Origin of the sequence: Curtobacterium caseinilyticum (assembly GCF_030363035.1) — a bacterium.
In the GTDB taxonomy this organism is placed as follows: Bacteria; Actinomycetota; Actinomycetes; order Actinomycetales; family Microbacteriaceae; genus Curtobacterium; species Curtobacterium caseinilyticum.
This window is the reverse complement of the sequence record NZ_JAUCMN010000004.1, coordinates 234,221-259,903: the sequence shown is the minus strand read 5'-3', so window position 1 is coordinate 259,903 and position 25,683 is coordinate 234,221. Positions and strand designations below refer to the sequence as shown.

The window sequence follows — 25,683 nt, the reverse complement described above, 5'->3', positions numbered from 1 at the left end:
CCTGGGTGAATGCCCGTCCTCCCCATCCGCATCACCGGTGAACCCGTCCTCCACGAGCGCGCAGCCGAGGTCACCGCGTTCGACGACGACCTCCGCACGCTGGTGCAGGACATGTACGAGACGATGGACCTGGCGCCTGGTGTCGGCCTCGCCGGTCCGCAGGTCGGCGTCGGCAAGCGGCTGTTCGTCTACTCGTGGACCGACGACGACGACGTCCTGCACCGCGGCGTCGCGGTGAACCCGGTCCTCTGGACGACCCCGCCGGTGCCCGAGTCGGTCGAGGAGCTCGACGAGGACGACGAGTCCGAGGGCTGCCTGTCGATCCCGGGCGAGCGCTTCCCGCTCCGCCGCGCCGAGGGCGTCCTGCTCCGCGCGGTCGACGAGCACGGCGAGCCCTTCGAGGTCGAGGCGTCCGGCTGGCTCGCCCGGATCTTCCAGCACGAGTACGACCACCTGGACGGCTACCTGTACGCGGACCGCCTCGGCCACCCCTACGCCAAGCAGGTCGCCAAGGCGATCCGGAAGAGCAGCTGGGGCGGCCCGGGACAGTCCTGGCTGCCGGGTCGCGACCACCCCGAGGGCTGACCGGCCAGCTCGATCACCGGGTCACGCCGGCCTGAAGGCGCGGCTCGGCTCCGACGGGCCGCCAGCGTGTCGCGCCGACGGGGATCGCCGCGGCGCGGCTCAGCCCCGGTACGTCGCCAACGCGTCGCGCAGGCGGTCGAGGTCCGGGTGTCCCGGGCAGTACGCGACGAGTCCGGCCGCCAGGTCCGCCTGTGCCGCCGTGGTGACCGCCGTGCGCCACGGTGCTGCTCCGCGCTCCGCGCAGGTCGCGGCGAGCTCCTCGAGCGACGCGCGACCGTCGGCCGCCCGGACCGCGGCACGCTGCTGCGCGGACATCTCCGACCCGGTGATGCGCTCGGCACGGCAGTCGACTCGTTGCGCCTCCCACACGGCCGCGTAGGTCGTGTACGTCTCGGCCGTCCCACCGTCAGCACCGCGGCAGACGAACGCGAAGACGATCGGCGCGCTGCCGGATGCCGAGACCTCGGCCTCGGTCGCGGTGTCGAGCGACTCCTCGGGCTCGGACGGCCCCGGCGTGCATGCGCTCAAGCCCAGGGCGCCGAGGACGACGAGCGCCGTGGCGAGGGCTCGTCGCACGGTGATCACCTGTGAACGCTAACAGCTTCCGCCCGCATCGAACCTGCGAAGGCCGGAACCCGAGCCTCGGCACCGCGGACACCTTCGCGGCTCCCGGACCGCGAAGGTGTCCGCGTGGGCGAGACTCGCGGCCGAGTCGGCTCACGTCGCAAGGGCTCGACGCCGCAGGCTCGCCGCAACGCAGAAGGCCCCCACCGCGGACGGTGGGGGCCTTGCTCGCTCCCCGAGTTGGACTCGAACCAACAACCTGCCGGTTAACAGCCGGCTGCTCTGCCAATTGAGCTATCGAGGATCACTGTCCGCTGGCGAATGTCGTGCGAACAACGGGTAACAGCATAGCAGCACCCGGCACCCGCTCCGTGCATCGTCCGCGCATCCCGGGCGTGCCGCGACGGACAGGGCCGCCCATGTGCCGATCAGTACCCGGCAGCAGGGTCCACCACGCCGACGAAGCCCTCGCCCGAACCGGCGAGGAACGCGGCCGTGTTGGCCCGCACCCGCTCGGCGAGCAGCGGCGCCACCATGTCCGGTGTGTCCGCCTGGTGCGGCGTGATGATCGCGCGGGGTTCGCTCCAGAGCGGGTGCCCGTCCGGCAACGGCTCCGGGTCGGTGACGTCGAGACCGGCGGCGGCGATCGTGCCGTCGCGCAACGCCGCGACGAGCGCGTCGGTGTCGACCAGTCCCCCGCGGGCGATGTTGACCAGACGCGCCGAGGGCTTCATGAGCCCGAACTGCCGCTCCCCGAGGAGCTTCGCCGTGCCGGACGTCATCGCAGCGGCGACCACGACGACGTCGGCGTCCGGCAGGACCTCGTCGAGGGCGTCGGTGGTGACGGTGCGGTCGGCACCGGGCACGGGGTCGGACGACCGGCGGACCACGGTCACCGACACCTCGAACGGAGCCAGGAGTCGGATGTACTCGATCGCGATGCCGCCGGCGCCGATCACCACGACGTTCCGCCCGTAGAGCGAGACGCCCTCGGGCTCGGTCGCCCACGAGGTCGCGCGGGCGCGCTGCTGCAGGACCCGCAGCGTGCCGAGGGTCAGGGCGAGCGCGTGCTCGGCCACGGGCTCGGCGTACGCCCCCTTGGCCGAGGTGAAGAGCACGCGGTCGCCGTGCGCCTCGATCAGGTGCGCGAACGCGTCGACACCCGCGAAGGGCAGCTGCACCCAGCCGACCTCGGGTGCCTGCGCCAGCGCGGCCTCGAGCCCGTCGGGGTCGCTGGCGTCGAGCCACACGATGCCGCGGGTGTCGTCGCCGAGCTGCCCCACCGTGCCGCCGGCGTCGCGGACCGCGTCGACGTGCAGGTCGGCCGCCGAGGGCAGGACCGCGACCGGACCGGCCGCGGGCGGGTCGACGGGCAGGGGCGCGCCGGCGTCGGTGACGACGGCGCGGTGCCCACGGGTAGCGGTCGGTCCGGTGCTCATGCGTTCTCCTGTCGCTCAGTGCGCGGCCCGGTGCCCGCGCCGACCGGGCGACGCGGAGCCGAGGACCGACGGGGCGCGGTCGGCGCGGCGGGGCGGCGCTTCACGGGCCGGGCGGCGGTCGCGGCGAGCGTCCGCACGTACGGGTCGAGTGGGTTGTCGAGGACCTCGTCGAAGGTGCCGAGGCCGACCAGGCGGCTCTCGGCCATCACGGCGACGCGGTCCGCGAGCGCACGGGCCTCCCGGAGGTCGCTCGACACCACGACGGCGGAGAACTGGCGCCCCACCTGCAGGTTCGCGAGCGCCTCGAGCACGGACTGCCGCACGAGCACGTCGACGCCGCGCGCCGGTTCGTCGGCCACGAGCAGCTGCGGCTCGAGCACGAGGGCCCGGGCCAGGGCGACGCGCTGCCGCTGTCCGCTCGACAGCTCCCACGTGTTGAGGCGCATCACCCCGAGCGGGAGGTGCACGGCGTCGACCAGCCGGGCGACGATGAGCCCGGCCTCCTTGCGGTCGAAGCGGCGGTCGCGTGCGTAGATCGGCTCGGCGATCGCCTCGCCGACCGTCAGGTCGGGGCTCAACCGGTCGGCGGCGTCCTGGGGCAGGTACCCGATGCGCCCGCTCAGCCGCTGCGCCTTCCGCGACGCGGGACGGAGGCCGCGCACCTTCTGTCCGAGCACCGTGAGCTCACCGCCGGCGATGTGGCGTCGATGCGCACCCTCGCCCTCGCCGGTGGCGCCGAGCTGCCCCGCGATCGCGGCGGCGAAGGTCGACTTGCCGGACCCGGACTCGCCGAGGAGCGCCAGGATCTCGCCCTGTCGGACGGTCAGGCTCACGCCGTCGACCGCTCGGATCGGGGCCGCGCCGCGCACGCCCCGGTACTCGATCGAGACGTCGTCTGCGACGACCGCCGGGCCGTTCACCGCGATCATGGGTCCCCTTCCGCGTCGCCCCCTGGCGACGGTGTCCGACGGACCGGGATCAGCGGGACCGTCCTGCGTGGTGCGGTGGAGGTGACGGCCAGGAGGCGCGACGCGCGTCGACGACGCACGTCGCGCCTCCTGGCCGGTCGCGTCGGGTCAGGACCCGGCGTTCTCCAGTTCCACCAGGGTACGCCGTCGCTCCGCCTGTTCCGCTGGGTCGGGCACCGGCAGCGACGCCAGCAGCCGCTGCGTGTAGGGGTGCTGCGGCGCCCCGAGCACCTCGGCCGTCGTGCCCGTCTCGACCAGGTCACCGCGGTACAGCACGGCGATGCGGTCGGACAGCGCGCCCACGACGGCGAGGTCGTGGCTGATGAACAACGACGCGAAGCCGAGGTCCTGCTGCAGCTCGAGGAACAGCTCGAGCACCCGGGCCTGCACCGACACGTCGAGCGCACTCGTCGGCTCGTCGGCGATGAGCAGCTTCGGCCGCAGCGCGATCGAGCGGGCGAGCGACGCCCGCTGCCGCTGTCCGCCGGAGAGCTCGTGCGGGTAGCGGTCGCCGTAGGACGCCGGCAGCTGCACCATCTCGAGCAGCTCCCCGACGCGCTTCCGGGCGGCACGCGGGTTCGGGACCTCACCGTGCACGACGAGCGGCTCGGCGACGCACTCGGCGATGGTGAGCAACGGGTTGAACGACGTCGCCGGGTCCTGGAAGACGAACCCGATGTCCTTGCGGTGCCGCTTGAAGTCCCGCTCCCGGTAGCCGAGCATCTCGGTGCCGAGGACGTCCAGCGAACCACCCGTGATCCGGGTCAGACCGGCGATCGCGCGGCCGATGGTGGTCTTGCCCGAGCCGGACTCCCCCACCAGACCGAGGACCTCGCCCGGGCGGATGGCCAGGTCGACGCCCTTGACGGCCCGGAACGCCGGGGCGCCGAGGCGTCCCGGGTACTCGATCTCGAGCCCCGTCGCACGGACCAGCGGCTCGACGTCGGTCGCGATCGCGGCACGGCGGGCGGTGCCGGTCGAGGCCTCGAGCCGCGGCACCGCGGCGAGCAGGCGCTTCGTGTAGTCGGCCTGCGGCGCGGCGAACAGCTGCCCGACCGGCGCTTCCTCCACGACCTCGCCCTGGTACATCACGGCGACGCGGTCCGCCAGGTCGGCGACCACCCCCATGTTGTGGGTGATGACGACGATCGCTGCGCCGAACTCGTCGCGACAGCGGCGGAGCAGGTCGAGGATCTCCGCCTGCACCGTCACGTCGAGGGCCGTGGTCGGCTCGTCGGCGATGATGACGCTCGGTTCGAGGGCGAGCGCGGAGGCGATGACCACGCGCTGCTTCTGCCCGCCGGAGAACTGGTGCGGGTAGTGGTCGACACGCGTCTCCGGGTCGGGGATGCCGACGCGACGCAGGTAGTCGATCGCCTTCGCGCGGGCCTCCTTCTTCGAGACGCCGCCGTGCGCCCGGAGGCCCTCGGCGATCTGCCACCCGACCGTGAAGACCGGGTTGAGCGCCGTCGACGGCTCCTGGAACACCATCGCACCGGCGGTGCCGCGGAGCTCGCGGAGCTTCGCCGCGCCGACGCTCACCACGTCGGTGCCGTCGAGGTACACCGCGCCGCCGAGGGTCGCCGTCTCGGGCATGAGCCGCAGCATGCTGCGTGCCGTGACGGACTTGCCGGAGCCGGACTCGCCGACCAGTGCGAGGACCTCGCCGGGGCGGACGTCGAGGCTGACGCCCTTGACCGCGTCGACGGCGCCGCCGTCGGTGGCGAAGGTGACGGTCAGGTCGTCGACGACCGCGACCGCCTCGGTCGTGGTGTCACCGGCCTGGAGGCGCGTGGTCGCGCCCCGCTGGTCGGTCGCGGCGGGCTGGTTGGTCGCGTCGGTCATGCCGCCGCCCCTTCCGTGGTGCTCGCCTGGCGCTTCGTCGACACCAGCTGCTTCAGCCGGCGACGGGCGCGCAGGCGCGGGTCGGAGATGTCGTTCAGGCTCTCGCCGATGAAGGTCACGCCGAGCACGAGCACGACGATCGCGACACCGGGGAAGACTCCCGTCCACCAGACGCCGGACGCGACGTCGGACAGCGCACGGCTGAGGTCGTAGCCCCACTCCGCGCCGCTGGTCGGCCCGATGCCGAAGCCGAGGAACCCGAGGCCCGCGAGGGTCAGGATCGCGTCGGAGGCGTTCAGCGTCAGGATCAGCGGCAGCGACCGCGTCGAGTTGCGGAGCACGTGCCGGGTCATGATCCGCCACGGGTTCGTCCCGATGACCCGGGCCGACTCGACGAACGCCTCGTTCTTCAGGCGCACCGCCTCGGCCCGGACCACGCGGAAGTACTGCGGGACGTAGACGACGGTGATCGAGATCGCCGCCGCGACGATGCCGCCCGTGTAGCTCGAGTTGCCGCCGGAGATGACGATCGACACGACGATGGCGAGCAGCAGCGAGGGGAACGCGTAGATCGCGTCCGCCACGACGACCAGGACCCGGTCGAGCCAGCCGCCGACGTAGCCGGAGACCATGCCGAGGATCACGCCGACGGTGATCGAGACGACGACGGCGACGATGACGACGAGGACCGCCGTGCGCGCGCCGAAGACGACGCGGCTGAACACGTCGAAACCGCCGACCGTGGTGCCCCAGACGTGCTCCGCGCTCGGCGGGGCGGTGCGCGGGAAGCCCTGGCCGTCGGCGCCCTGCAGCTGGCCGAAGCCGTACGGGGCGATGAGCGGTGCGGCGATCGCGACGATCAGGTAGAGGGCGCAGATGACCACGCCGGTGATGAGCATGGCGCGCTGCCAGCCGGTGCTCTTGCGGAGTTGGACCACCACGGGCAGCCGCTTCCAGAGCGGCTCGTGGCGGTCGACGAGCGAGGTGTCGGCCATCGCTAGAACCTCACTCTCGGGTCGATCAGTGCCGCGACGACGTCGACGACGAAGTTCGTCACCGCGACGATGACGGCGAGCATCGCGACGATGCCCTGGACCGCGACGAAGTCGCGGGCCGACAGGTACTGGTTGAGCTGGAACCCGAGCCCACGCCACCCGAAGGTGGTCTCGGTGAGCACCGACCCACCCAGCAGCATGGCGATCTGCAGACCCATCACGGTGATGATCGGGACCAGTGCCGGGCGGAACGCGTGCGTCCGGACGAGACGGGCCTCCCGGACGCCGCGCGAGCGGGCCGCATCGACGTACTCGGACCCGAGCGAGCCGATCATGTTGGCACGCACCAGGCGCAGGAAGATGCCGGCCGTGAGCAGGCCGAGCGTGAGCGCGGGCAGGACGGCGTGCGACAGCACGTCGCCGATCACCTGGGCGTTGCCGGTCCGGAGCGCGTCGATGATGTAGATGCCGGTCGCGCCCGGGATGTTGTCGAGGATGAGCGACACCCGGGTCGACGCGCGGTCGCCGAGCGGCAGCCAGCCGAGCCACACCGAGAACACGAGCTTGAGGAGCAGACCGCCGAAGAACACCGGGGTCGCGTAGGTCAGGATCGCGAGGGCACGGAACAGCACGTCCGGCCACTTGTCGCGGACGTAGGCGGCGAGCATGCCGAGCGGGATGCCGAGGACGAGGGCGACGATGAGCGCGTAGAAGACGAGCTCCGCGGTCGCGCCGCCGTACGTGACGATGACCTCGGTGATCGGGCGGTTGTCGGTCGACGTGGTGCCGAAGTCCCCGCGCACGATGTTGCCGAGGTACTCGAGGTACTGGACGATCACCGGCCGGTCGTAGCCGGCGGCGTGCAGGCGCTCCTGCAGCTGGGTCGGCGTCAGACGCCCGCCGACCGAGGCGGTGATCGGGTTGCCGATGACGCGCATCAGGAAGAAGACGAGCGTCACCAGGATGAACACCGTCGGGAAGATGAGGAGGAAGCGGACCAGGATGTACCGGCCGAGCCCACCGCCCTGCCCGCGGGCACGTCGCTGTGCCTGGGGCTTGGTGGGGTCGGTGGCCAGCTCCGGTGTCGCCTCGGGGGTGCTGAGGGTCACGGGGACGGGTGCCTTTCGGTGCCGTTCGGGACGCGGCCACGGGGGCGTTCCTCGTGGGAACGCCCCCGTGGACCGACGCCGGTGTTACTTGGAGAGGGTGGCGTAGCGGAACTTGTACGAGGAGTCGAGGGTCAGGCCCTTGACGTCCTTGCCGGCGACCGCGACGGACTTGCCCTGCAGGAGCGGCAGCGTCGAGATCTGCGTCGCCTCGCGCTCCTGCGCCTGCTCGATGAGCTGCGCGCGCTTGTCCTTGTCGGACTCCTGCTGCTCCTCGGAGATCAGCTTCTGGATCTCCGGGTCGTCGTAGTGGTTCTGCACGAAGTTGTCCTTCGTGAAGAACGGCGACAGGTAGTTGTCCGCGTCGGAGAAGTCCGGGAACCACCCGAGCTGGTACACGGGGTAGGAGTCCTTCGTGCGCTCCTGTGCGTAGGTCGTGTAGACCGTCGACTGGATCTTCACGGAGAACAGGCCCGAGTTCTCGAGCTGCGTCTTGAGCTCGGCGTACTCGTCGTCCGAGGTCGAGCCGTAGTGGTCCGGCGCGTACTGGATGTCGAGCTGCACCTTGCCGGTGACACCCGCCTTCGAGAGGGTCTCCTTCGCCTTGTCGACGTCGGGGCCGCCCTTGCCGTTGCCGTACAGCTCCTCGAAGGGCTTCGCGGCACCGGTCAGGCCGTCCGGCACCATCGAGTAGACCGGCGAGTACGTGTTGTTGTAGACGTCCTTCGCGATCTTCTCGCGGTCGACGACGTCAGCCACGGCCTGGCGCACGGCGAGGGCCTTCGCCTCGTCCGCGTCGGACTGGCTCGCGCCGAACGGCTGCGTGTTGAAGTTGAAGACGAGGTAGCGGATCTCACCACCGGGGCCGTCGTACACCTTGACCGAGTCGTCCTTGCGCAGGTCGGCGATGTCGGTCGGCGTCAGCGAGCGGTACGCCACGTCGACGTCGCCCTTCTGCACGGCGAGCTTGAGGTCGGTCTCCTTGGTGTAGTAGCTGGCGGTGACCTCCTTGGTCTTCGCCTTGCCGAGGAGCCCGTCGTACTCGGGATTCGCCGAGTACTGGATGGTGTCGTTCTCCTTGTACGAGGTGATCTCGTACTGCCCGGCGAACGCCTTGCCCTTGACGATGTCGGCCGCCGACGTGAGCTTGTCGGCGGAGAAGACCTCTTCGTCGACGATCGGACCGGCGGGGCTCGAGAGCACCTGCGGCCAGGTCTGGTCGGCGTGGTCGAGCGTGAACACCACGGTGGTGGCGTCCGGGGTCTCGATGCTCTTGAGGTTGGCGAGCAGCGACTGCGGGCCGTTCTCGTTGTTGATCTTCAGCTCGCGCTCGAACGAGAACTTCACGTCGCTCGACGTCAGGTCGTGCCCGTTGGCGAACTTCAGCCCGCTCTTGAGCTTGACCGTGTACGTCGTGTCGTTCGTGAACTCGCCGCTCTCGGCGATGTCCGGCTTGACGTCGGGGCTGCCGACCGGGGTGTTCATCAGGAACGGGAACACCTGGTTCTGCACGGCGAAGGAGCCGTTGTCGTAGGAACCGGCCGGGTCGAGGGACGTGATCTTGTCCGTCGTCCCGATGCTCAGGCCGTTCAGTTCGGTGTCGGAGACGCTGCTGCTCGCGCAGCCCGTCAGCACCAGCGCCGTCGCTGCTGCGCCGGCGCCGAGCGCGATGCCGCGCTTGCCCCACTTGGATACGGATGCCATGTCCGCTCTCTCTCTTGGTGATGGTTCGCAAGGGGTCCCGCGGCGGGCGGTGGATCGACTGTGAGGCCCGCCGGGAACGCTCATTGGTACCACCCTGACACGGAACTCCACGATTCGAGGGACATTTGTTTACACCCTTGTAATGCACGAGCCCGCCGCATGGCGCATGATGCGCGCGTCGCTGCGCGGCGTGTCACGCAGGAAAGTTGCGTGGTGCAACGGCGGCGGCGTGGGCCGGGCCTGCGCTGTCGGGCGGCGCGGGCAGGCGGTGAGCGGGCCGGTTCCGTCACGGTCGCCGCGCTCGCCCGACGACGCCGGCCCGCCCGGCGTCGCGCGCGCGGCACGTCCTGCCCGCTCGGCCGCCGTCGGAGGACCGCCTGCGCGCGGCATGTCCTGCCCACTCGGACGCCGCCGCAGGACCGCCTGCGCCGGCGGTGCGGATCAGCCCTGCGCCGGCGGTGCGGGTCAGCCCTGCGCCAGGTGCGCGGGTCAGCCCTGCGCTGCAGCCTCGGCGTCGGCGCGCAGCCGCATCCGCTGCGCGTCCAGGTCGACGAGCTGCCGCTGGATCTCCGCGCGTCGGTCGGCCTGCTCGTACGGATCGGCACGCTGGAGCTGCGCCAGGAGCGCGGCCTTCTGCGCCAGCAGGTCCTTCTCGACCAGCGCCACGACGATGCTCCGCGCGTAGATCGCCAGGTCCTCGTCGGTCCGGGCGGGGATCGGCGCGAGTGCCAGCTCCTGCACGAGGCCACGGAAGGGCGTGGGCACGTCCTGCAACAACCGGTCGAGCCAGTTCGGGGCGCCGATCGCGTCGAGGTTGGCGACGACGGCGTCCCGCACCACCGACAGCATCGGGGCCGAGAAGGTCGCTCCCGCCGCGAGCCCGAGCAGGGGCGCACCGACGTGTGCGGGCTGCTGCACCATCGCCATCACGGCGTCCCGCTCCATGCGGGTGATGGGGTCGTTCGGGAGCAGCCGGAGCCCGGCCACCGGTTCCTCGGGCGGGGTGACCAGTTCGCCACCCGGACCGGCCTGGCCGACGGGCACGGACCCCGACGCCCGGTCCGACTGCGCCGCACCCGACCGCTGGCGCGCCGCGTCGACCGCGCGACGCACCTCGGGGATGTCGATGCCGAGCCACTTGGCGGTCTCCCGCACGTACGCGCTGGCGAGCGTGCGGTCACGGATGCCGGCCACGACGGGAGCGGCGTCGCGCAGGCCGGCCACGCGCCCCTCAGCGGTCTCGATGTCGTGTGCCGCCAGGCGACGCCGGATGATGAACTCGAACATCGGGCGCTTCGTGTCGATCAGTCGCTCGACGGCCGCGTCACCCCGGGCCAGTCGGAGGTCGCAGGGGTCGAGGCCACCGGGCGCGACCGCGACGTAGGTCTGCGACGCGAAGCGGCTCTCCTCGGCGAAGGCACGGGCCGCCGCACGCTGACCAGCCTCGTCCGGGTCGAAGGTGAAGACGATGTCGCCGAGCTGCGAGAGGTGGGCGTTCGCGGAGTCACCGAGCATCGGACGGAGGACCTTGATGTGGTCGACGCCGAACGACGTGCCGCACGTGGCGACGGCCGTCGTGACCCCGGCCAGGTGGCAGGCCATGACGTCCGTGTACCCCTCGACGATGACGACCTGCTTGCCCTTGGCGATGTCCTTCCGCGCGAGGTCGAGCCCGTAGAGCACCTGGCTCTTGTGGTAGATCGGCGTCTCGGGCGTGTTCAGGTACTTCGGACCCTTGTCGTCGTCGAGCAGCCGCCGCGCCCCGAAGCCGATGGTGGCCCCGGTCACGTCGCGGATCGGCCACACGAGCCGCCCGCGGAACCGGTCGTACGGCGAGCGGTCGCCCTGCCCGGCCAGTCCGGCCGCCAGGATCTCGTCCATCGAGAACCCGCGCCCGCGCAGGTGCTCGCGCGTCGCGTCGTAGGACTGCGGCGCGAAGCCCACGCCGAAGTGCTGCGCGGCGGCGGGGTCGAATCCGCGCTCCCCGAGGAAGCGTCGCGCCGGCTCGGCACCCGCCGTGGTGAGCTGCGACTGGTAGAACTCGAGCGCTGCCTCGTTCGCGGCGATGAGCCGTGCGCGCTGGTTGTAGTCGGTGCGAGGTCCGTCGCCCTCTTCGTAGTGCAGCGTGAAGCCGATCTTCGCGGCCATGCGCTCGACGGCTTCCTGGAACGTCGTGTGGTCCATCTTGATGATGAACTCGAAGACGTCACCGTCCTCACCGCAACCGAAGCAGTGGTACCGCCCGACCTGCGGCCGGACGTGGAAGGACGGGGAGCGCTCGTCGTGGAACGGGCACAGGCCCTTCAACGAGCCGACGCCCGCCGACTTCAGCGTGACGTGGTCGCCGACGACGTCGGCGATGTTGACACGCGAGCGGACCTCGTCGATGTCGTTCCGCGCGATCCTGCCAGCCACCCCTCGATCCTAGTTCGTGCCGGTGACGCCGGACGACGGTCCGTGTCCGCCCGTGGAGAGCACGACGGCCAGGAGGCGCGGTGCGGGACCGGCGCACCGGCACCCGTCCCAGCAGCACCCGTCTCGGGCGGACGCGCCCGACGACTCAGACCGGGATGTGCGTCGCCTCGCGGTCCCCCACCACGAGCCGCTTGTGCCACGCCAACGCCCCCTGGTCGGTCAGGCTCGCGACCTGGTCGACCACCGCCCGCAGGCGCCCGGTGTCATCGGCCGCTGCACGCCAGTCCGCGGCGAAGCCCGGCTCGAGGTCCGCGCTCCCCGTCGCCGCCAGCGCATCGAGGAGCTCCGTGAGCACCCGACGCTGGTCCTCGTACACGGGTTGCCGGTCGCCGTGCGTCATCACGAAGGCCGCGACGATGCCCTTGAGCACCGCGATCTCGCCGATGATCTCCGGCGGCGTGACGACCGACGCCGCGAACCGCACGAGCGAACCGGACGCGTAGGACTCCCGCGTCGCTGCCGTCGCCGTCCGCGCGAAGCGGCCGATGAGCTGCGACGTCAGGTTCTTCAGCCGTGCCATGTCCCGTCGCGACCCGTCGTACGACGTCATCCACAGCGGCAGCGAGCGGAGCCGGTCGAACGCCTCGAGCAGCTCGTCGCGGCTGAGGTCCGACCCCACCCACGCGTGCATCGCGGTGACGATGTCGTTCTCGCCGACCCGGTCGCCGAGCGCGGCGACGTCGATGAAGCCGGCGACGACCGCGTCCTCGAAGTCGTGCACCGAGTAGGCGATGTCGTCGGACAGGTCCATCACCTGCGCCTCGATGCAGCGCTGTCGACGCGGAGCGCCCTTGCGGAGCCACGCGAACGCGTCGTGGTCGTCGTCGTAGAACCCGAACTTGGTGCGCCCCGATGATGCCTCGGCCACGCCCTGAGCAGCGGGCCACGGGTACTTGCAGCTCGCGTCGAGCGAGGCCCGGGTCAGGTTGAGGCCGTACGGGCGGTCGTCGTCGGGTCCGTCACCGTAGACCTTCGGCTCGAGCCGGGTGAGCAGGCGCAGTGTCTGCGCGTTCCCCTCGAACCCGCCGATGTCGGCCGCCCAGGCGTTCACGGCCGTCTCCCCGTTGTGTCCGAAGGGCGGGTGGCCGATGTCGTGCGCCAGGCACGCGGTGTCGACGACGTCAGGGTCCAGCCCGAGCGAGTCCGCGAGCTCGCGACCGACCTGCGCGACCTCGAGCGAGTGCGTCAGCCGGTTGCGAGCGAAGTCGAGTCCGGTCGTCGGGCTCAGGACCTGTGTCTTCGCAGCGAGGCGTCGGAGCGCGCTCGAGTGCAGGAGTCGTGCGCGGTCACGGGCGAAGTCGGAGCGGCGGTTGCCGTGGGTCTCGGGCAGCCAGCGCTCGGCGTCGGCGGGCCCGTACGAGGCGGTGGCGCTCATCCGCCGCTGTGGTGCAGCTCGGCGGCGGCGAGCACCTTGCGGAACTCGGCGTCGACGTCGCGCGACTCGAGCCAGCGGTCCGGCAGCGCCGTGCGCTTCGGGTGCCCGGCACGGCCACGCGGTCCCTCGACGTCGGCACCCGGGTAGGGAGCGGACCAGTCGAGCTGCCCGAGCAGGTCGTCGATCTCCTGCAGGCTGGACGCCATCGACAGTGCCGAGCGGACGTCACCGCCGATCGGGTAGCCCTTGAAGTACCAGGAGACGTGCTTCCGGGCGTCACGGCAGCCGTGGTCCTCGGACCCGAAGAACTCGACGAGCAGCTCGGTGTGCCGACGGAACGCGGTCGCGACGTCTCCGAGCGACGGCATCGCGCGGACGTCCTCGCCGCGGAACGCCGCCGCGAGGTCGCCGAACAGCCACGGCCGCCCGAGGCACCCGCGTCCGACGACCACGCCGTCGCACCCGGTCTCGTCGACCATGCGCAGGGCGTCAGCGGCGGACCAGATGTCGCCGTTGCCGAGCACGGGGATGTCCGTGATCGCTTCCTTCAGGGTCGCGATCGCCGACCAGTCGGCGTGGCCCGAGTAGTGCTCGTTCGCGGTGCGGGCGTGCAGCGAGATCGCGGCGACACCGGCGTCCCGCGCGATGCGCGCTGCGTCGAGGTAGGTCAGGTGGTCGGCGTCGATGCCCTTCCGCATCTTCACCGTGACCGGGACGTCACCGGCGGCCTTGACCGTCTTCTCGACGAGGTCCTTGAAGAGGTCGGTCTTCCACGGCAGGGCCGCTCCCCCGCCCTTCCGCGTGACCTTGGGCACCGGGCACCCGAAGTTCAGGTCGATGTGGTCGGCACGGTCCTCGGCCACCAGGATCGTCGCGGCCTCGGCCACGGTGTTCGGTTCGACGCCGTACAGCTGGATCGAGCGCGGGGTCTCGGACTCGTGGTGCTGGATGAGCTGCATCGACACCGGCGTGCGTTCGACCAGCGCCCGCGAGGTGATCATCTCGCACACGTAGAGTCCGGCGCCGTACTCACGGCAGAGCCGCCGGTAGGCCATGTTCGTGATGCCCGCCATCGGCGCGAGCACGACCGGCGCCTCGACCTCGATGGGGCCGATGCGCAGGGGCTTCGGGGCTGTCTGGGTGATCGTCATACCGGTTCCATCCTCCCACGTCGACGCGCGACGGTAGCGTTCTCCACATGACCGACACCGCGATCGCCCGCTTCGATGCCGACGCCGAGGCCCGCGGCCTCGAGGTCGAGGTCGTCGAGCGCCCGGCTGCCGACTCCCTCGAGGGCGCAGCCGCCCTGCTCGGCATCGAGCCCGGCGACATCGTCAAGACCCTCGTGGTCAAGCGACACGACGGCGGCTTCCTGCTCGCCCTCGTGCCCGGCGGCCGGAGCATCGCGTGGAAGAAGCTCCGCACCGTGGTGGGGGTCAACAAGCTCTCGATGCCCGACGCCGCGACCGCGCTCGAGGCGTCCGGCTACGAGCGCGGCACGATCACCCCGATCGGCGCGACCGGCGACCTGCCGGTGTACGCCGACGAGCGTGTGCTCGGTCGGCGCATCGCCCTCGGCGCCGGACGCCACGGCGCGAGCGCCTTCGTCGACGGCGACGCGCTGGTCGCCGCCTACGGCGCGACCGTCGCCGACATCACCGACGAGGAACCCGCGCGCTGACCGACGGTTCAGTCGGGGACCTCGCTCCAGTCCCCCTCGGCGCCCGGCACGAAGCAGCTGTCACCTTCGCAGACCGGCGCACCGCCGGACGTGACCAGCGTCAGCAGGGCGGGGCGCGCCTCTCCCCGCGGGCTCGGCCGTTCCGCCGCTGGCGCGTCGGCCCGGAACCGGCCGCGGGCCCCCAGACCGTCGCCCTGGAGGCGCGCCTCGGCCGAGCGGATCGGGCGGACGTCCGTCACCGGGTCACCGCCGCATCCGCGGCCGCGTCGTCAGCGGCGCGCTGCTGCTGCTCGGCGAGCTCTTCGGGCGTGGTGTCCCGCAGCGCGACCACCTGACGGAGGACCTGCTCGAACGCGGCCGGGTCCTGCGCTCCGGAGACGCCGTACTTGCCGTCGATGACGAAGAACGGGACGCCGTTGATGCCGTAGGCCTGCGCCTGCTGCTGATCCTGCCGCACGGCGTCGAGCTGCGTGTCGTCGCGCAGGGTCGCGAGGACCTCGTCACGGTCCAACCCGATCGAGGCGCCGAGGTCGGCGAGGGACTCGTCCTGCCCGACGTGCTCGCCGCGCTCGAAGTACGCGGCGAAGAGACGCTCGACCATCTCGAGCTGCTTGCCGTGCTGCTTGGCGAGGTGGATGACCTGGTGCGCCTTGACCGTGTTGGTGTGGCGCAGGGCGTCGTAGTCGTAGTGCAGCCCGACGGTCTCGGCGATACCGGCGACCTGGTCGATCATCTGCTGCGCCTGCGCGACCGGGAGCCCCTTGTGCTGCGAGAGGAACTCGGCCTCGGAGCCCTCGAAGTCGACGGGCGTGTCCGGGCTGAGCTCGAAGGAGTGGTACTCGACCTCGACCGCTCGGGCGTCGGGTGACGCCGAGAAACCGGCCACGCCGGCCTCGAACTTCCGCTTGCCGATGTAGCACCAGGGGCATGCGATGTCCGACCAGACATCGACCTTCACAGTGTCGTTCACCCTGACGACAACGCGGCCCACCGCTCCCCATTCCCATCCTGCCGGTGGGCAGCGCCCTGACGGAACCACGAAGCGGACACAGCACCGCGTGATCGCGTGGTGCTCTGTCCGCTTCGTGGTTCGGTAGCGCGACCCGCCGGGCGTTACGCGCCGAGGAGGCGCTGCGCGAGGTAGCCCTGCAGCTGGTCGAGCGAGACGCGCTCCTGCGACATGGTGTCGCGTTCACGCACCGTGACCGCCTTGTCCTCGAGGGTGTCGAAGTCGACCGTGATGCAGAACGGCGTGCCGATCTCGTCGTGACGGCGGTACCGACGGCCGATGGCTCCGGCGTCGTCGAAGTCGACGTTCCAGTACTTCCGCAGGTCGTCGGCGAGGCCGCGGGCGACCGGGGAGAGCTGCTCGTTGCGCGACAGCGGGAGCACCGCGGCCTTGACGGGTGCCAGGCGCGGGTCGAGACGCAGGACCGTGCGCTTGTCGACGCCGCCCTTCGCGTTCGGGGCCTCGTCCTCGTGGTACGCGTCGAGCAGGAACGCCATGAGCGCACGCGTCAGACCGAACGACGGCTCGATCACGTACGGCACGTACTTCTCGTTCGCGGCCTGGTCGAAGAAGCGGAGGTCCTTGCCCGACGACTCGATGTGGTTGTTCAGGTCGAAGTCGGTGCGGTTCGCGACGCCCATGAGCTCGCCCCACTCGGAGCCGGCGAAGCCGAAGCGGTACTCGATGTCGGCCGTGGCGTCCGAGTAGTGCGCGCGCTCTCCGTCCGGGACGTCGAAGCGACGCAGGTTCTCCGGGTCGATGCCGAGGTCGGTGAAGAACGCGACCGCATCGGCGATCCACTGCTCGTAGTGCGTGTCGACGTCTGCCGGCGGCACGAAGTACTCGATCTCCATCTGCTCGAACTCGCGCGTGCGGAAGATGAAGTTGCCGGGCGTGATCTCGTTGCGGAACGCCTTGCCGACCTGGCCGATGCCGAACGGGGGCTTCATGCGGCTCGTCGTCACGACCTGCGCGAAGTCGACGAAGATGCCCTGCGCGGTCTCCGGGCGGAGGAAGTTCAGACCCTCCTCCGACTCGACCGGACCGAGGTAGGTCTTGAGCATGCCGGAGAACTCGCGGGGCTCCGTCCACTCACCGCGGGTACCGCAGTTCGGGCAGGCGATCTCGGCCATGCCCCCCTCGGGCTTCCGGCCCTTCTTCGCCTCGAAGGCCTCTTCCAGGTGGTCGGCCCGGAAGCGGTGGTGGCAGTGCAGGCACTCGACGAGGGGGTCGGTGAAGGTCGCGACGTGACCCGAGGCCTCCCACACCTTGCGGGGCAGGATGACGGCCGAGTCGAGGCCGACCATGTCGCCGCGACCGCGGACGAACCGCTGCCACCACTGGCGCTTGATGTTCTCCTTCAGCTCGACACCGAGGGGGCCGTAGTCCCAGGCGGAACGGGATCCGCCGTAGATCTCCCCCGACTGGAAGACGAAGCCGCGGCCCTTGGCCAGGGCGATGACGCTGTCGAGACGGGAGGACGGTGCCAAGAGGGACTCCTGTGGTCGCCGGACTGGGTGCCCGGTGCGGGAACGGTACCGGGCAAGCGTAGCGGCCTCACGGCGGTCGCCGGTCGGGAGGCGCGGCGCCTGTGGACACATGCCTCACCCCACAGGTCTGAAGCCGTCCACCGCCCGCAGCACGTCCGCGACGCGCGTGACGTCGTCCTCGTCGTTCCACAGGTGGAAGGCGAGCCGCAGGCGGCCGGCCCGCCCGCTCGCGGTCACGCCCGCGGCACCGAGCGCGGCGAGCGCGGCACCGTCCGGGTCCGGGAACGTCGTGATCGCCTGCCCGCTGCGGGCCGTGCCGAGCGCGTCGGCGAGCTGGTCCGTGAGACGGGTGGCGTGCCTCCAGGCCGATGCCGCGTCCACCGAGGCGAGGTGCCGCAGGGCGGCGACCGCCCCGGGCCAGGCCGGCCAGGCCGGCGAGACGTCGAAGCGGCGGGCGTCCGACGCGAGCCGCATCTCGGGGCCGTAGCACGAGGACCAGACGTCCTCGCCCGCGTACCACCCGGCCTGCACCGGGCGCAGCTCGGCGAGCGCGCGGTCCGAGAACGTCGCGAAGGCGACCCCGCGCGGGGCGCAGAGCCACTTGTACGCGTGCGTGACCGTGACGTCGAACGGAGCGGCGTCCACCGGGAGCACGCCCGCGGCCTGGGTGAGGTCGCAGAGCGTCAGCGCACCCACCGAGCGCGCCGCGGCGAGCACCGGCACCGGGTCGGTCACCACCCCGGTCGCCGACTGCACCGCCGACCACGCGACGAGCGCCGTGCCGGCCCGGACCGACTCGGCGAGGCGGTCGAGCGGGACGTGCCGCACCCTGACGCCGCGGTGCGCCTGCGCGAGGAAGGGGAAGACCACCGAGCTGAAGTCACCGTCGGGGACGACGACCTCCGCGCCGTCGGGCAGGGAGGCGGCGACGACGGCCACCATCGCCGAGGTCTGCGAACCCGTCGCGACGCGGTCGGGTCCGACCCCGACGATGCCGGCGAAGGACCGCCGACCCTGTTCGACGAGCGCCCCGTAGTCCACCGGCGAGGTCGCGGCGTGCGACCAGGCATCGAGGTCGGCACGCTGCGCCGCGAGCGTGCCGTGCGTGGGGAGCCCGGCGGTGCACGCGGCGAGGTAGCCCGAGCCGTCGACGAAGGAGTCCATGCGACCAGGGTCGACCACCATGCTCCATCACGCCAGGGCAGGATTCTTCGGGGCCCCATAACATCGTGTTGTGGAGACGATCGAACCGCAGCTGCTCCGGGTCCTGCTCGCCGTACGCGATGCGGGGTCGATCAGTCGAGCGGCGACGGCGCTCGGACTCAGCCAGCCCGCGGTCAGCCAGCTGCTCGCACGGGCCGAGCAACGACTCGGGCACGACCTCGTCCGTCGCGGCGGGCGGGGTGCGACGCTCACCGAGTCCGGGCGGGTGCTCGCCGAGCACGCGCTGCACGTCGAGGCCGCCCTCGCCGCAGCTCGCGAGGACCTCGAGGCGGTCGGTGGGCTCGCCCGCGGTCGGGTGCGCTTCGCGGGGTTCCCGAGTGCGTCGTCGACGCTCGTCCCGCCCGTCCTCGCCACGATGGCGGCGAGCAGTCCCGGCGTCCTGACCTCGTACGTCGAGGCGGAGCCGCCCGAGGCGATCGGCCTCGTGCGCCGCGGCGAGGTCGACGTCGCGCTGACGTTCTCGCACGCGCTGCAGGACGACCTCGCGAGCGATCCCACACTCACCACGCGCGCGCTCGGGCGCGACCCGCTCGCGCTCGTCACCACCGCCGCTGCCGGGCTGCCCGAGGGCCGGGATGCCGACCTCGCGGCGTTCCGCGACGCCCGGTGGATCGGCGGGTGCCCGCGCTGCCGGGGACACCTGCTCGCATCCTGCGCCGCATCCGGGTTCACACCGGAGATCGTGCTCGAGACCGACAACGCGGCGGCGGTCGTCGGGCTCGTCGCGGCCGGCCTCGGGGTCGCGTTGCTGCCCCGGCTCGCGCTCTCGACCACCGTGGTGCCGCCGGGGGTCGCGGTCACGCCGGCCGACGACGCGCTCGCCCGCCGGGTCGAGGTCGTGGTCGCCCGGGGTGCGGACCGCGTCCCGAGCGTGCGGGCCGCACTCGACGCGGTGCGCGGGGTGGCACCGCTGCTCGCCTGAGGCCCGGTGCGGCGCGTCCGCGCGGACGCGAGACTCGGCGTTGCGGACGGTTCGTCGCACGAGACGTGCGGACGCGTCCGTCCGGCCGAGTACCGATGCAGGCCCCCGGCCTGCCACGCGTCGGACGGGAGGCCCGGCGCGGCGCCGCCACGCGCCTCCCGTCAGGCGGTCGGTGCGTCCACCGCGCCGCCGTAGCGCCGGTCGCGGCGCGCGTACTCCTCGATCGCTCCCCACAGGTCGGTGCGCCGGAAGTCCGGCCAGAGCCGGTCGAGGAACACCATCTCGGCGTACGCGGACTGCCAGAGCATGAAGTTCGACGTGCGCTGCTCGCCCGAGCTCCGGAGGAACAGGTCGACGTCCGGCAGCTCCGGCACGTACAGGCGCTTCGCCAGGGCCTTCTCGGTCACCTGGCTCGGCTTCATCCGCCCGGCTGCGACGTCCTCGGCCATCCCCCGGACGGCGTCGACGATCTCGTTCCGACCGCCGTAGTTCACGCACATCGTCAGCGTGCAGACGTCGTTGTCGGCGGTCATCCGTTCCGCCGTCTGCAGCTCGTCGATCACGCTCCGCCAGAGCCGCGGCCGTCGCCCGGCCCACCGCACCCGCACGCCCCACGCGTGCAGCTGGTCGCGGCGGCGGTGGATGACCTCGCGGTTGAAGCCCATCAGGAAGCGGACCTCCTCCGGGGACCGCTTCCAGTTCTCTGTCGAGAACGCGTACGCCGACACGTGCTTGACACCGATCTGGATCGCGCCGGCCACCACGTCGAGGAGCGACGCCTCGCCCGCCTTGTGGCCCTCGACCCGGGTGAGACCGCGCTGGTTCGCCCACCGGCCGTTGCCGTCCATGACGATCGCGACGTGCTCGGGCACGAACTGCGCGGGGATCGCCGGCGGCTGCTCCCCCGTCCAGTCGACGGGCTTCATCGCCTCGGACTCGGCGGACCGGCGTGGGCTCATGCAGGGGTTCCTTCGTGGTCGGACGGGACGGGCACCGCGGGCGCCGGGGTCGCCGCCACCGCGGCAGGGACCCCGCCGGGCGTGGGTGCGACCGGCACGGGGTGCTCGCTGCGGTCGACGTGCGGCAGCGACCGGAGTGATCGTTCCAGGTGCCACTGGGCGTAGGCCGCCACCACGCCGGAGGCCCGCGAGCGCGTCCGCTCGTCCGAGCCGTCGACGGTCGACCAGTCCCCCGCCAGGAGCGCGCCGAGCAACCCGAGCGTGTCCGGGTCGAGCCGCGGTGTCCCCGGCGGCGCGGCCCGGTCGGCCACCACCCCGCCGAGCTGCACGACGAACGCGCTGTGCGGCCCCGGCTCACCGGTCACCGCGCAGGCGCCGAACGAGGGCGCCCAGCCCGCGATGCTCATCGCGCGGAGCAGGTACGAGTCGAGGGTCGCGCTCACCACGTGCTCGCGGCGCGACAGCGAGCGGAGCGCCCCGACGAGCAGCAGGTACTGCTGGAGCCCGGCGTCGGCCTCGCTCAGCCGGTCGGCGGTCTCGACCATCGCACTCGCAGCCGTGTACGCACCGTAGTCCGCGACGATCTGCGCGCCGTACGACCCGAGGCTCTCGGCCTGGGTCACGATGTCGAGCGACCGGCCCTCGTAGAACTGGGCGTCGACGACCATGAACGGCTCGAGACGTGACCCGAACTTCGAGGCCGTCCGCCGCACGCCCTTGGCGACCGCGCGGATCTTGCCGTGCTGGCGGGAGAGCATCGTGACGATGCGGTCGGCCTCACCGAGCTTGTGGGTGCGCAGCACGACGCACTCGTCCCGGTACAGCGGCATGGCTCCAGTATCCCCCGCCCCGCCGACAGCGGCCGCCCGGCGCAGCGGGGCGGGCGCGCCGGAGCCGGTGGCCCGGGCCGGGCCGGGCCGGGCCCGGGCCGGGGCCGGGTCCGGGCGGCGGCAGGGCCGGGGCGGTGGCCGGGGCGGTGGCCGAACGGGCAGGACACGCCGTCGGTGCCCCGCCCGGCGGGCGGAACCGGTCGGCATCAGGCGTCGAGCGTGACAGGAGAGGCCCGTTCACCGACGACGGCGAGCAGACGCCGGGCCTGACCAGACGGGGGCGCGGCCCGGGACGGGAGGCGCGGTGCGGGTCGGCCCCGCACCGGGCCTCCCGTCCCGTGGTGGCGTCCTAGGCCGTGACCAGCTCCGGCGCACCCGACGCGGCACCGGCGCGCACCGCGCGGTTCACCGCCGACACGATCGCCTTGAGCGACGCCGTGGCGATGTCGGCGTCGATGCCGACGCCCCACAGGCGCGTGCCGTCGACGTCGAGCTCGACGTACGCGGCTGCCTTGGCGTCGCCGGAGGCGCTCATCGTGTGCTCGGAGTAGTCGTACAGCGTGACGGCGACGCCCTGGTCGCGCATGACGGTGAGGAAGGCGTCGACCGGGCCGGTGCCGACCGCATCCGCCGTGACCGAGCCCTCGTCGACGCGCATCGCGACGCTGAGCTTCGTGGTGCCGTCGAAGTCGCTCGACGTGGCCGTCTTCGTGATCTCGTACCGGCCCCACTTGTCCTCGTCGGACGATGCCGGCAGGTACTCGTCACGGAACAGGTCCCAGATGCGCTCCGACGAGAACTCGCCGCCCTCGGTGTCGGTCCGCTGCTGGACCACGCCCGAGAACTCGATCTGCAGCTTGCGCGGCAGGTCGATCGCGTGGTCGGTCTTGAGCAGGTACGCGACGCCGCCCTTGCCCGACTGGGAGTTCACACGGATGACCGCCTCGTACGAGCGGCCGATGTCCTTCGGGTCGACGGGCAGGTACGGCACCGCCCACGCGATCTCGTCGACCGACTTCCCGGCAGCGGAGGCCTTCGCCTTCATCGCCTCGAAGCCCTTGTTGATGGCGTCCTGGTGGGAACCGCTGAACGCGGTGTAGACCAGGTCGCCCGCCCAGGGCTGGCGCTCGGGGACCGGCAGCTGGTTGCAGTACTCGACCGTGCGCTTGACCTGGTCGATGTCCGAGAAGTCGACCTCGGGGTCGATGCCCTGTGTGAACAGGTTCATCCCGAGGGCGACGAGATCGACGTTGCCGGTGCGCTCCCCGTTGCCGAACAGGCACCCCTCGATGCGGTCCGCCCCGGCCATGTACCCGAGCTCGGCGGCCGCGACGGCGGTCCCGCGGTCGTTGTGCGGGTGCAGGGAGAGGATGACGTCCTCGCGGTGGTCGAGGTTGCGCGACATCCACTCGATCGAGTCCGCGTAGACGTTCGGTGTCGCCATCTCGACGGTGGCGGGCAGGTTGATGATGACCTGGCGCTCGGGGGTCGGTTGGAAGACCTCGAGCACGGCGTTGCAGATGCGGGCGGCGACCTCGAGCTCGGTGCCCGTGTAGGACTCGGGCGAGTACTCGTAGTAGACGGTCGTACCGTGCTGGAGCCGCGCCTCGGCCGCCTTGCACATGTGTGCGCCGGCCACCGCGATGTCGACGACGCCCTGCACGTCGGTGCGGAAGACGACCTCGCGCTGCACGATCGACGTGGAGTTGTAGAGGTGCACGATGGCCTGCTTCGCACCGTCGATCGCCTCGTACGTCCGGTCGATCAGGTGCTCTCGTGCCTGGGTCAGGACCTGGATCGTGACGTCGTCCGGGATCGCGTCGTCCTCGATCAGCGACCGGACGAAGTCGAAGTCGGTCTGCGAGGCGCTCGGGAACCCGACCTCGATCTCCTTGTAGCCCATCCGCACGAGCAGGTCGAACATGGCGCGCTTGCGCTCGGCGTCCATCGGGTCGATGAGTGCCTGGTTGCCGTCGCGCAGGTCGACGGCACACCAGCGGGGCGCGCGGTCGATCCGCTTCGTCGGCCAGGTGCGGTCGGGCAGGTCGACGCGGATCTGCTCGTGGAAGGGGACGTACTTGTGGATCGGCATCCCGGAGGGGCGCTGCGTGTTCTGCATGGTCGTCGCTTTCGTCGTCTCGCCGGCATCGGCGCTGGTGGGGGCCACGACGGACTCCGCGACGAGGTGGGCCGTTGTGTCAGGCCTCGTCGCGGCAGCGAAGGAGGAGGAGCGCCGAGTACATCGCTGCCACCGTAGCACTGGTACACCAGCGAGGTGCAAGCAGATGACGTCGGCCCTCCCCCGGCACCCTCGACCGACTCAGTCGACCGCGAGCGCCTCGGTCGGCGGCACGCGCATCGCGCGTCGCACCGGGGCCACCGTCGCGACCACCGCGAGCACGAGCGCGCCGACCACCACGACGGCGACCGTCGGCAGGGGCAGCACCGGCGTCACGACGCTGCCGAGCGAGCCGAGGATCGTCTGCCCGCCGACCCAGCCGTAGAGCGTCCCGAGTGCCAGGCCGGTGACGACCGCCGCGACGACCATCTGCACCGCCTCGGTCACGATCATCCGGCGGACCTGCGCGCCCGTGAGGCCGAGGACCCGCAGGAGTCCGAGCTCGCGTCGACGCTGCAGCACGCTGAGCGCCAGCGCGTTCACCACCCCGACCGCGGCGATCACCGCGGAGAAGCCGACGATGACGCTCACGACCGCGTTCACCTGCGCGAAGAAGTCCCGCTGCTCCTGCAGCATCGCCGGGGTCACCGACCCGTCGTCCATCGCCGCCGTCTGGGCCTCGAGCACGTGCTGCATGATGCCGAACGCGACCGCGAAGGTCACGAGCAGCGTCACACCGATCACGAGCCCGATCGTCGCACGGGACGTCCGCCCGGGTGCCCGCATCGCGTTGCGCCCGGCGAGCAGGACGACCGGGTCGCGCGAACCGATGCGTCCGATGAGCTGCAGGACGGGCGGCATCACGATGGTCGCGCCGACGGCGACGCCGGTGAAGGAGACGAAGCCGCCGAGCATCGCGGGCAGCACCGCCAGCACCGACACCGGACTGATGACCAGTCCGAGCAGCATCAGCACGGCTCCGCCCGCGATGAGCAGGATCGCCCAGACACGACGCGCGGCCCCGGAACGGAGGTCGTCGTGACTCGGTTCGACCGTCGACGACAAGGCCTGGAGCGGGGTCACCGTCAGCACCCGCCGCGAGCCGGAGGCGAAGGCGCCCCAGGTCGCGAGCACCACGGCGACGAGCGGCAGCGCGAGCTCCCACGGCACGAGCGTGTAGCGGGTGTCGGGGAGGAACCCGGACCCACGGAGCACGGTGACGAACACCGCCGAGAGCCCGGTGCCGACGAGCGTGCCGAGGGCGCCGCCGACGAGCCCGACCAGCAGACCGGTCCGGGTGATCCGCCGACGGAGCGCCGCGCCCGTGGCGCCGACGAGCCGTTGCAGTGCGATCACGCGCGTCTGTCCGGCGATGAGCGTCGCGCAGGTGTTGGCCGTGACGATCGCCCCGACGTACAGCGCGATGCCGAGGAAGAGCCAGCCGATCACCGACAGGATCGCCTGCACCGGAGCGAGGTCGTCGAGGCCCGCGGCCCCGAGTGCCTCGGTCACGATCCCCGGCGCGATGACGAGCGCCGAGCCGAAGGTCGTGCCGAGGGCCGCGACGAGCACGGTGGGCGCGAAGGCGCGCAGGCCGGTCACGCGGCGGCCTCCATGCCGAGCATGGTCGCGGAGATCTCGGCGGCGCTCATCGCGGGCCGGTCGTCGACGATCCGACCGTCGGCGAGGAACAGGATCCGGTCCGCGTTCGCCGCGGCCGTCGGGTCGTGCGTGACCATGACGACGCTCTGCCCCCACTCCTGCACCGCCCCGCGCAGGATCGCCAGGACGTCGCGTCCCGTGCGGGAGTCGAGCGCACCGGTCGGCTCGTCGGCCACGACGACCGCGGGGCGGGACGCGAGCGCGCGGGCGATGGCGACACGCTGCTGCTGACCACCGGAGAGCTGGTGGGGGCGGTGCGTCAGCCGGTCGCCGAGCCCGAGCTGGTCGACGAGCCGGTCGATCCACGCGGACTCGTCACGCGTCGGCCGCTGGCCGCCGAGCAGGAACGGCAGCCGGATGTTCTCGCGCACGTCGAGCGTCGGCACCAGGTTGAACGACTGGAAGACGAAGCCGAGGCGACGACGGCGCAGCTCGGTGAGCTCGCGGTCCCCGAGTCCGGTGAGCTCCACCCCGTCGATGCTGATCCGTCCGGCGCTCACCGCGTCGAGCCCGGCGGCGACGTGCATGAGCGTCGACTTGCCCGACCCTGACGGTCCCATCACGGCGGTGAACTCGCCGGCCCCGATGTCGACGCTGACGTCGTCGAGCGCCGTCACGCGACGCGCTGCGTCGCCGTAGTGCTTGGACACGTGGTCGAGCCGGATGATCGGCGTCTGGTTCGTGGTCATGCACCCACGATGACGGCCGGGAGGCACGGCTCGCGTCGGTCG

Annotated in this window: 21 protein-coding genes and 1 tRNA gene; 3 read left to right on the top strand and 19 right to left on the bottom strand. The window is 71.8% G+C overall.

The window, feature by feature from the left end:
* Positions 1-9: 9 nt before the first annotated feature.
* A complete protein-coding gene (def, locus tag QUG93_RS07875) occupies positions 10-585 on the top strand; it encodes a peptide deformylase (RefSeq protein WP_289473372.1) in 576 nt (191 codons plus the stop codon).
* A gap of 99 nt (positions 586-684) precedes the next feature.
* Here the strand turns inward: def and QUG93_RS07870 are convergent, their stop codons facing one another.
* The 11 genes from QUG93_RS07870 to dusB form a co-directional block, all read right to left on the bottom strand.
* A complete protein-coding gene (locus QUG93_RS07870; protein ID WP_289473371.1) occupies positions 685-1,170 on the bottom strand; it encodes a hypothetical protein in 486 nt (161 codons plus the stop codon).
* Between the two features lie 210 nt (positions 1,171-1,380).
* Positions 1,381-1,453: transfer RNA gene (locus tag QUG93_RS07865), tRNA-Asn, on the bottom strand.
* Positions 1,454-1,577: 124 nt separating this feature from the next.
* The gene (locus tag QUG93_RS07860) at positions 1,578-2,588 is read right to left on the bottom strand and encodes a D-isomer specific 2-hydroxyacid dehydrogenase family protein (RefSeq protein WP_289473370.1); all 1,011 of its coding nucleotides are present in this window, start codon (positions 2,586-2,588) and stop codon (positions 1,578-1,580) included.
* Entirely contained in the window at positions 2,585-3,517 is a 933-nt protein-coding gene (locus QUG93_RS07855; RefSeq protein ID WP_289473369.1) for an ATP-binding cassette domain-containing protein, read from the bottom strand. Before QUG93_RS07855 ends, QUG93_RS07860 begins: the two co-directional genes overlap by 4 nt.
* A 147-nt stretch (positions 3,518-3,664) precedes the next feature.
* Positions 3,665-5,401, bottom strand: coding sequence for an ABC transporter ATP-binding protein (locus tag QUG93_RS07850; RefSeq protein ID WP_289473368.1), 1,737 nt, complete (start codon positions 5,399-5,401; stop codon positions 3,665-3,667).
* Complete coding sequence (locus QUG93_RS07845) at positions 5,398-6,396, bottom strand: ABC transporter permease (RefSeq protein ID WP_289473367.1); 999 nt, start codon at positions 6,394-6,396, stop codon at positions 5,398-5,400. Before QUG93_RS07845 ends, QUG93_RS07850 begins: the two co-directional genes overlap by 4 nt.
* 2 nt (positions 6,397-6,398) lie before the next feature.
* Positions 6,399-7,505, bottom strand: coding sequence for an ABC transporter permease (locus QUG93_RS07840; RefSeq protein ID WP_434533091.1), 1,107 nt, complete (start codon positions 7,503-7,505; stop codon positions 6,399-6,401).
* Between the two features lie 84 nt (positions 7,506-7,589).
* Positions 7,590-9,206, bottom strand: coding sequence for an ABC transporter substrate-binding protein (locus QUG93_RS07835; RefSeq protein WP_289473366.1), 1,617 nt, complete (start codon positions 9,204-9,206; stop codon positions 7,590-7,592).
* A 489-nt stretch (positions 9,207-9,695) separates the two neighbouring features.
* Positions 9,696-11,621, bottom strand: coding sequence for a DNA primase (gene dnaG, locus QUG93_RS07830; RefSeq protein WP_289473365.1), 1,926 nt, complete (start codon positions 11,619-11,621; stop codon positions 9,696-9,698).
* A gap of 145 nt (positions 11,622-11,766) precedes the next feature.
* Positions 11,767-13,056: a deoxyguanosinetriphosphate triphosphohydrolase gene (locus tag QUG93_RS07825; RefSeq protein ID WP_289473364.1), complete on the bottom strand. Its 1,290-nt coding sequence runs from the start codon at positions 13,054-13,056 to the stop codon at positions 11,767-11,769.
* On the bottom strand, positions 13,053-14,207 hold the full coding sequence (gene dusB, locus QUG93_RS07820) for a tRNA dihydrouridine synthase DusB (protein WP_289473363.1): 1,155 nt from the start codon (positions 14,205-14,207) through the stop codon (positions 13,053-13,055). The genes QUG93_RS07825 and dusB overlap by 4 nt, the downstream gene beginning before the upstream one ends.
* Before the next feature lie 47 nt (positions 14,208-14,254).
* On the opposite strand from dusB, the gene QUG93_RS07815 reads away from it, so the two are divergent.
* Positions 14,255-14,737, top strand: a complete 483-nt coding sequence (locus tag QUG93_RS07815) for an aminoacyl-tRNA deacylase (RefSeq protein WP_289473362.1) — start codon at positions 14,255-14,257, stop codon at positions 14,735-14,737.
* Between the two features lie 235 nt (positions 14,738-14,972).
* Here QUG93_RS07815 and QUG93_RS07810 read toward each other — a convergent pair whose 3' ends face one another.
* From QUG93_RS07810 to QUG93_RS07800, 3 genes are all read right to left on the bottom strand, one after another.
* Positions 14,973-15,707: a DsbA family oxidoreductase gene (locus tag QUG93_RS07810; RefSeq protein WP_289473361.1), complete on the bottom strand. Its 735-nt coding sequence runs from the start codon at positions 15,705-15,707 to the stop codon at positions 14,973-14,975.
* A gap of 143 nt (positions 15,708-15,850) precedes the next feature.
* Positions 15,851-17,236, bottom strand: a complete 1,386-nt coding sequence (locus QUG93_RS07805) for a glycine--tRNA ligase (protein WP_289473360.1) — start codon at positions 17,234-17,236, stop codon at positions 15,851-15,853.
* A gap of 114 nt (positions 17,237-17,350) precedes the next feature.
* Positions 17,351-18,400 (bottom strand): aminotransferase class V-fold PLP-dependent enzyme, encoded by a 1,050-nt coding sequence (locus QUG93_RS07800; RefSeq protein ID WP_289473359.1) that lies wholly within the window; start codon positions 18,398-18,400, stop codon positions 17,351-17,353.
* A 70-nt stretch (positions 18,401-18,470) separates the two neighbouring features.
* Here QUG93_RS07800 and QUG93_RS07795 point away from each other — a divergent pair, with 70 nt between their 5' ends.
* Positions 18,471-19,382 (top strand): LysR family transcriptional regulator, encoded by a 912-nt coding sequence (locus tag QUG93_RS07795; RefSeq protein ID WP_289473358.1) that lies wholly within the window; start codon positions 18,471-18,473, stop codon positions 19,380-19,382.
* 161 nt (positions 19,383-19,543) lie between these two features.
* On the opposite strand, the gene QUG93_RS07790 is transcribed toward QUG93_RS07795, so the two are convergent.
* The 5 genes from QUG93_RS07790 to QUG93_RS07770 all read right to left on the bottom strand — a co-directional run bounded on the left by QUG93_RS07790 (position 19,544) and on the right by QUG93_RS07770 (position 25,641).
* The gene (locus tag QUG93_RS07790; RefSeq protein WP_289473357.1) at positions 19,544-20,341 is read right to left on the bottom strand and encodes an isoprenyl transferase; all 798 of its coding nucleotides are present in this window, start codon (positions 20,339-20,341) and stop codon (positions 19,544-19,546) included.
* The gene (recO, locus tag QUG93_RS07785; RefSeq protein ID WP_289473356.1) at positions 20,338-21,171 is read right to left on the bottom strand and encodes a DNA repair protein RecO; all 834 of its coding nucleotides are present in this window, start codon (positions 21,169-21,171) and stop codon (positions 20,338-20,340) included. The genes QUG93_RS07790 and recO overlap by 4 nt, the downstream gene beginning before the upstream one ends.
* Positions 21,172-21,520: 349 nt before the next feature.
* Positions 21,521-23,290, bottom strand: a complete 1,770-nt coding sequence (gene leuA, locus QUG93_RS07780) for a 2-isopropylmalate synthase (protein ID WP_289473460.1) — start codon at positions 23,288-23,290, stop codon at positions 21,521-21,523.
* Positions 23,291-23,491: 201 nt separating this feature from the next.
* On the bottom strand, positions 23,492-24,892 hold the full coding sequence (locus QUG93_RS07775) for an ABC transporter permease (protein ID WP_289473355.1): 1,401 nt from the start codon (positions 24,890-24,892) through the stop codon (positions 23,492-23,494).
* Complete coding sequence (locus QUG93_RS07770; RefSeq protein WP_289473354.1) at positions 24,889-25,641, bottom strand: ABC transporter ATP-binding protein; 753 nt, start codon at positions 25,639-25,641, stop codon at positions 24,889-24,891. Before QUG93_RS07770 ends, QUG93_RS07775 begins: the two co-directional genes overlap by 4 nt.
* Positions 25,642-25,683 lie beyond the last annotated feature (42 nt).

Bases quoted from the DNA above. Each gene is read 5' to 3' on its own strand.
- def (WP_289473372.1), top strand. From the start codon at position 10: ATGCCCGTCCTCCCCATCCGCATCACCGGTGAACCCGTCCTCCACGAG.
- QUG93_RS07860 (WP_289473370.1), bottom strand. From the start codon at position 2,588: ATGAGCACCGGACCGACCGCTACCCGTGGGCACCGCGCCGTCGTCACC.
- QUG93_RS07855 (WP_289473369.1), bottom strand. From the start codon at position 3,517: ATGATCGCGGTGAACGGCCCGGCGGTCGTCGCAGACGACGTCTCGATC.
- QUG93_RS07850 (WP_289473368.1), bottom strand. From the start codon at position 5,401: ATGACCGACGCGACCAACCAGCCCGCCGCGACCGACCAGCGGGGCGCG.
- QUG93_RS07845 (WP_289473367.1), bottom strand. From the start codon at position 6,396: ATGGCCGACACCTCGCTCGTCGACCGCCACGAGCCGCTCTGGAAGCGG.
- QUG93_RS07835 (WP_289473366.1), bottom strand. From the start codon at position 9,206: ATGGCATCCGTATCCAAGTGGGGCAAGCGCGGCATCGCGCTCGGCGCC.
- QUG93_RS07825 (WP_289473364.1), bottom strand. From the start codon at position 13,056: ATGAGCGCCACCGCCTCGTACGGGCCCGCCGACGCCGAGCGCTGGCTG.
- dusB (WP_289473363.1), bottom strand. From the start codon at position 14,207: ATGACGATCACCCAGACAGCCCCGAAGCCCCTGCGCATCGGCCCCATC.
- QUG93_RS07815 (WP_289473362.1), top strand. From the start codon at position 14,255: ATGACCGACACCGCGATCGCCCGCTTCGATGCCGACGCCGAGGCCCGC.
- QUG93_RS07800 (WP_289473359.1), bottom strand. From the start codon at position 18,400: ATGGACTCCTTCGTCGACGGCTCGGGCTACCTCGCCGCGTGCACCGCC.
- QUG93_RS07790 (WP_289473357.1), bottom strand. From the start codon at position 20,341: ATGAGCCCACGCCGGTCCGCCGAGTCCGAGGCGATGAAGCCCGTCGAC.
- recO (WP_289473356.1), bottom strand. From the start codon at position 21,171: ATGCCGCTGTACCGGGACGAGTGCGTCGTGCTGCGCACCCACAAGCTC.
- leuA (WP_289473460.1), bottom strand. From the start codon at position 23,290: ATGCAGAACACGCAGCGCCCCTCCGGGATGCCGATCCACAAGTACGTC.
- QUG93_RS07770 (WP_289473354.1), bottom strand. From the start codon at position 25,641: ATGACCACGAACCAGACGCCGATCATCCGGCTCGACCACGTGTCCAAG.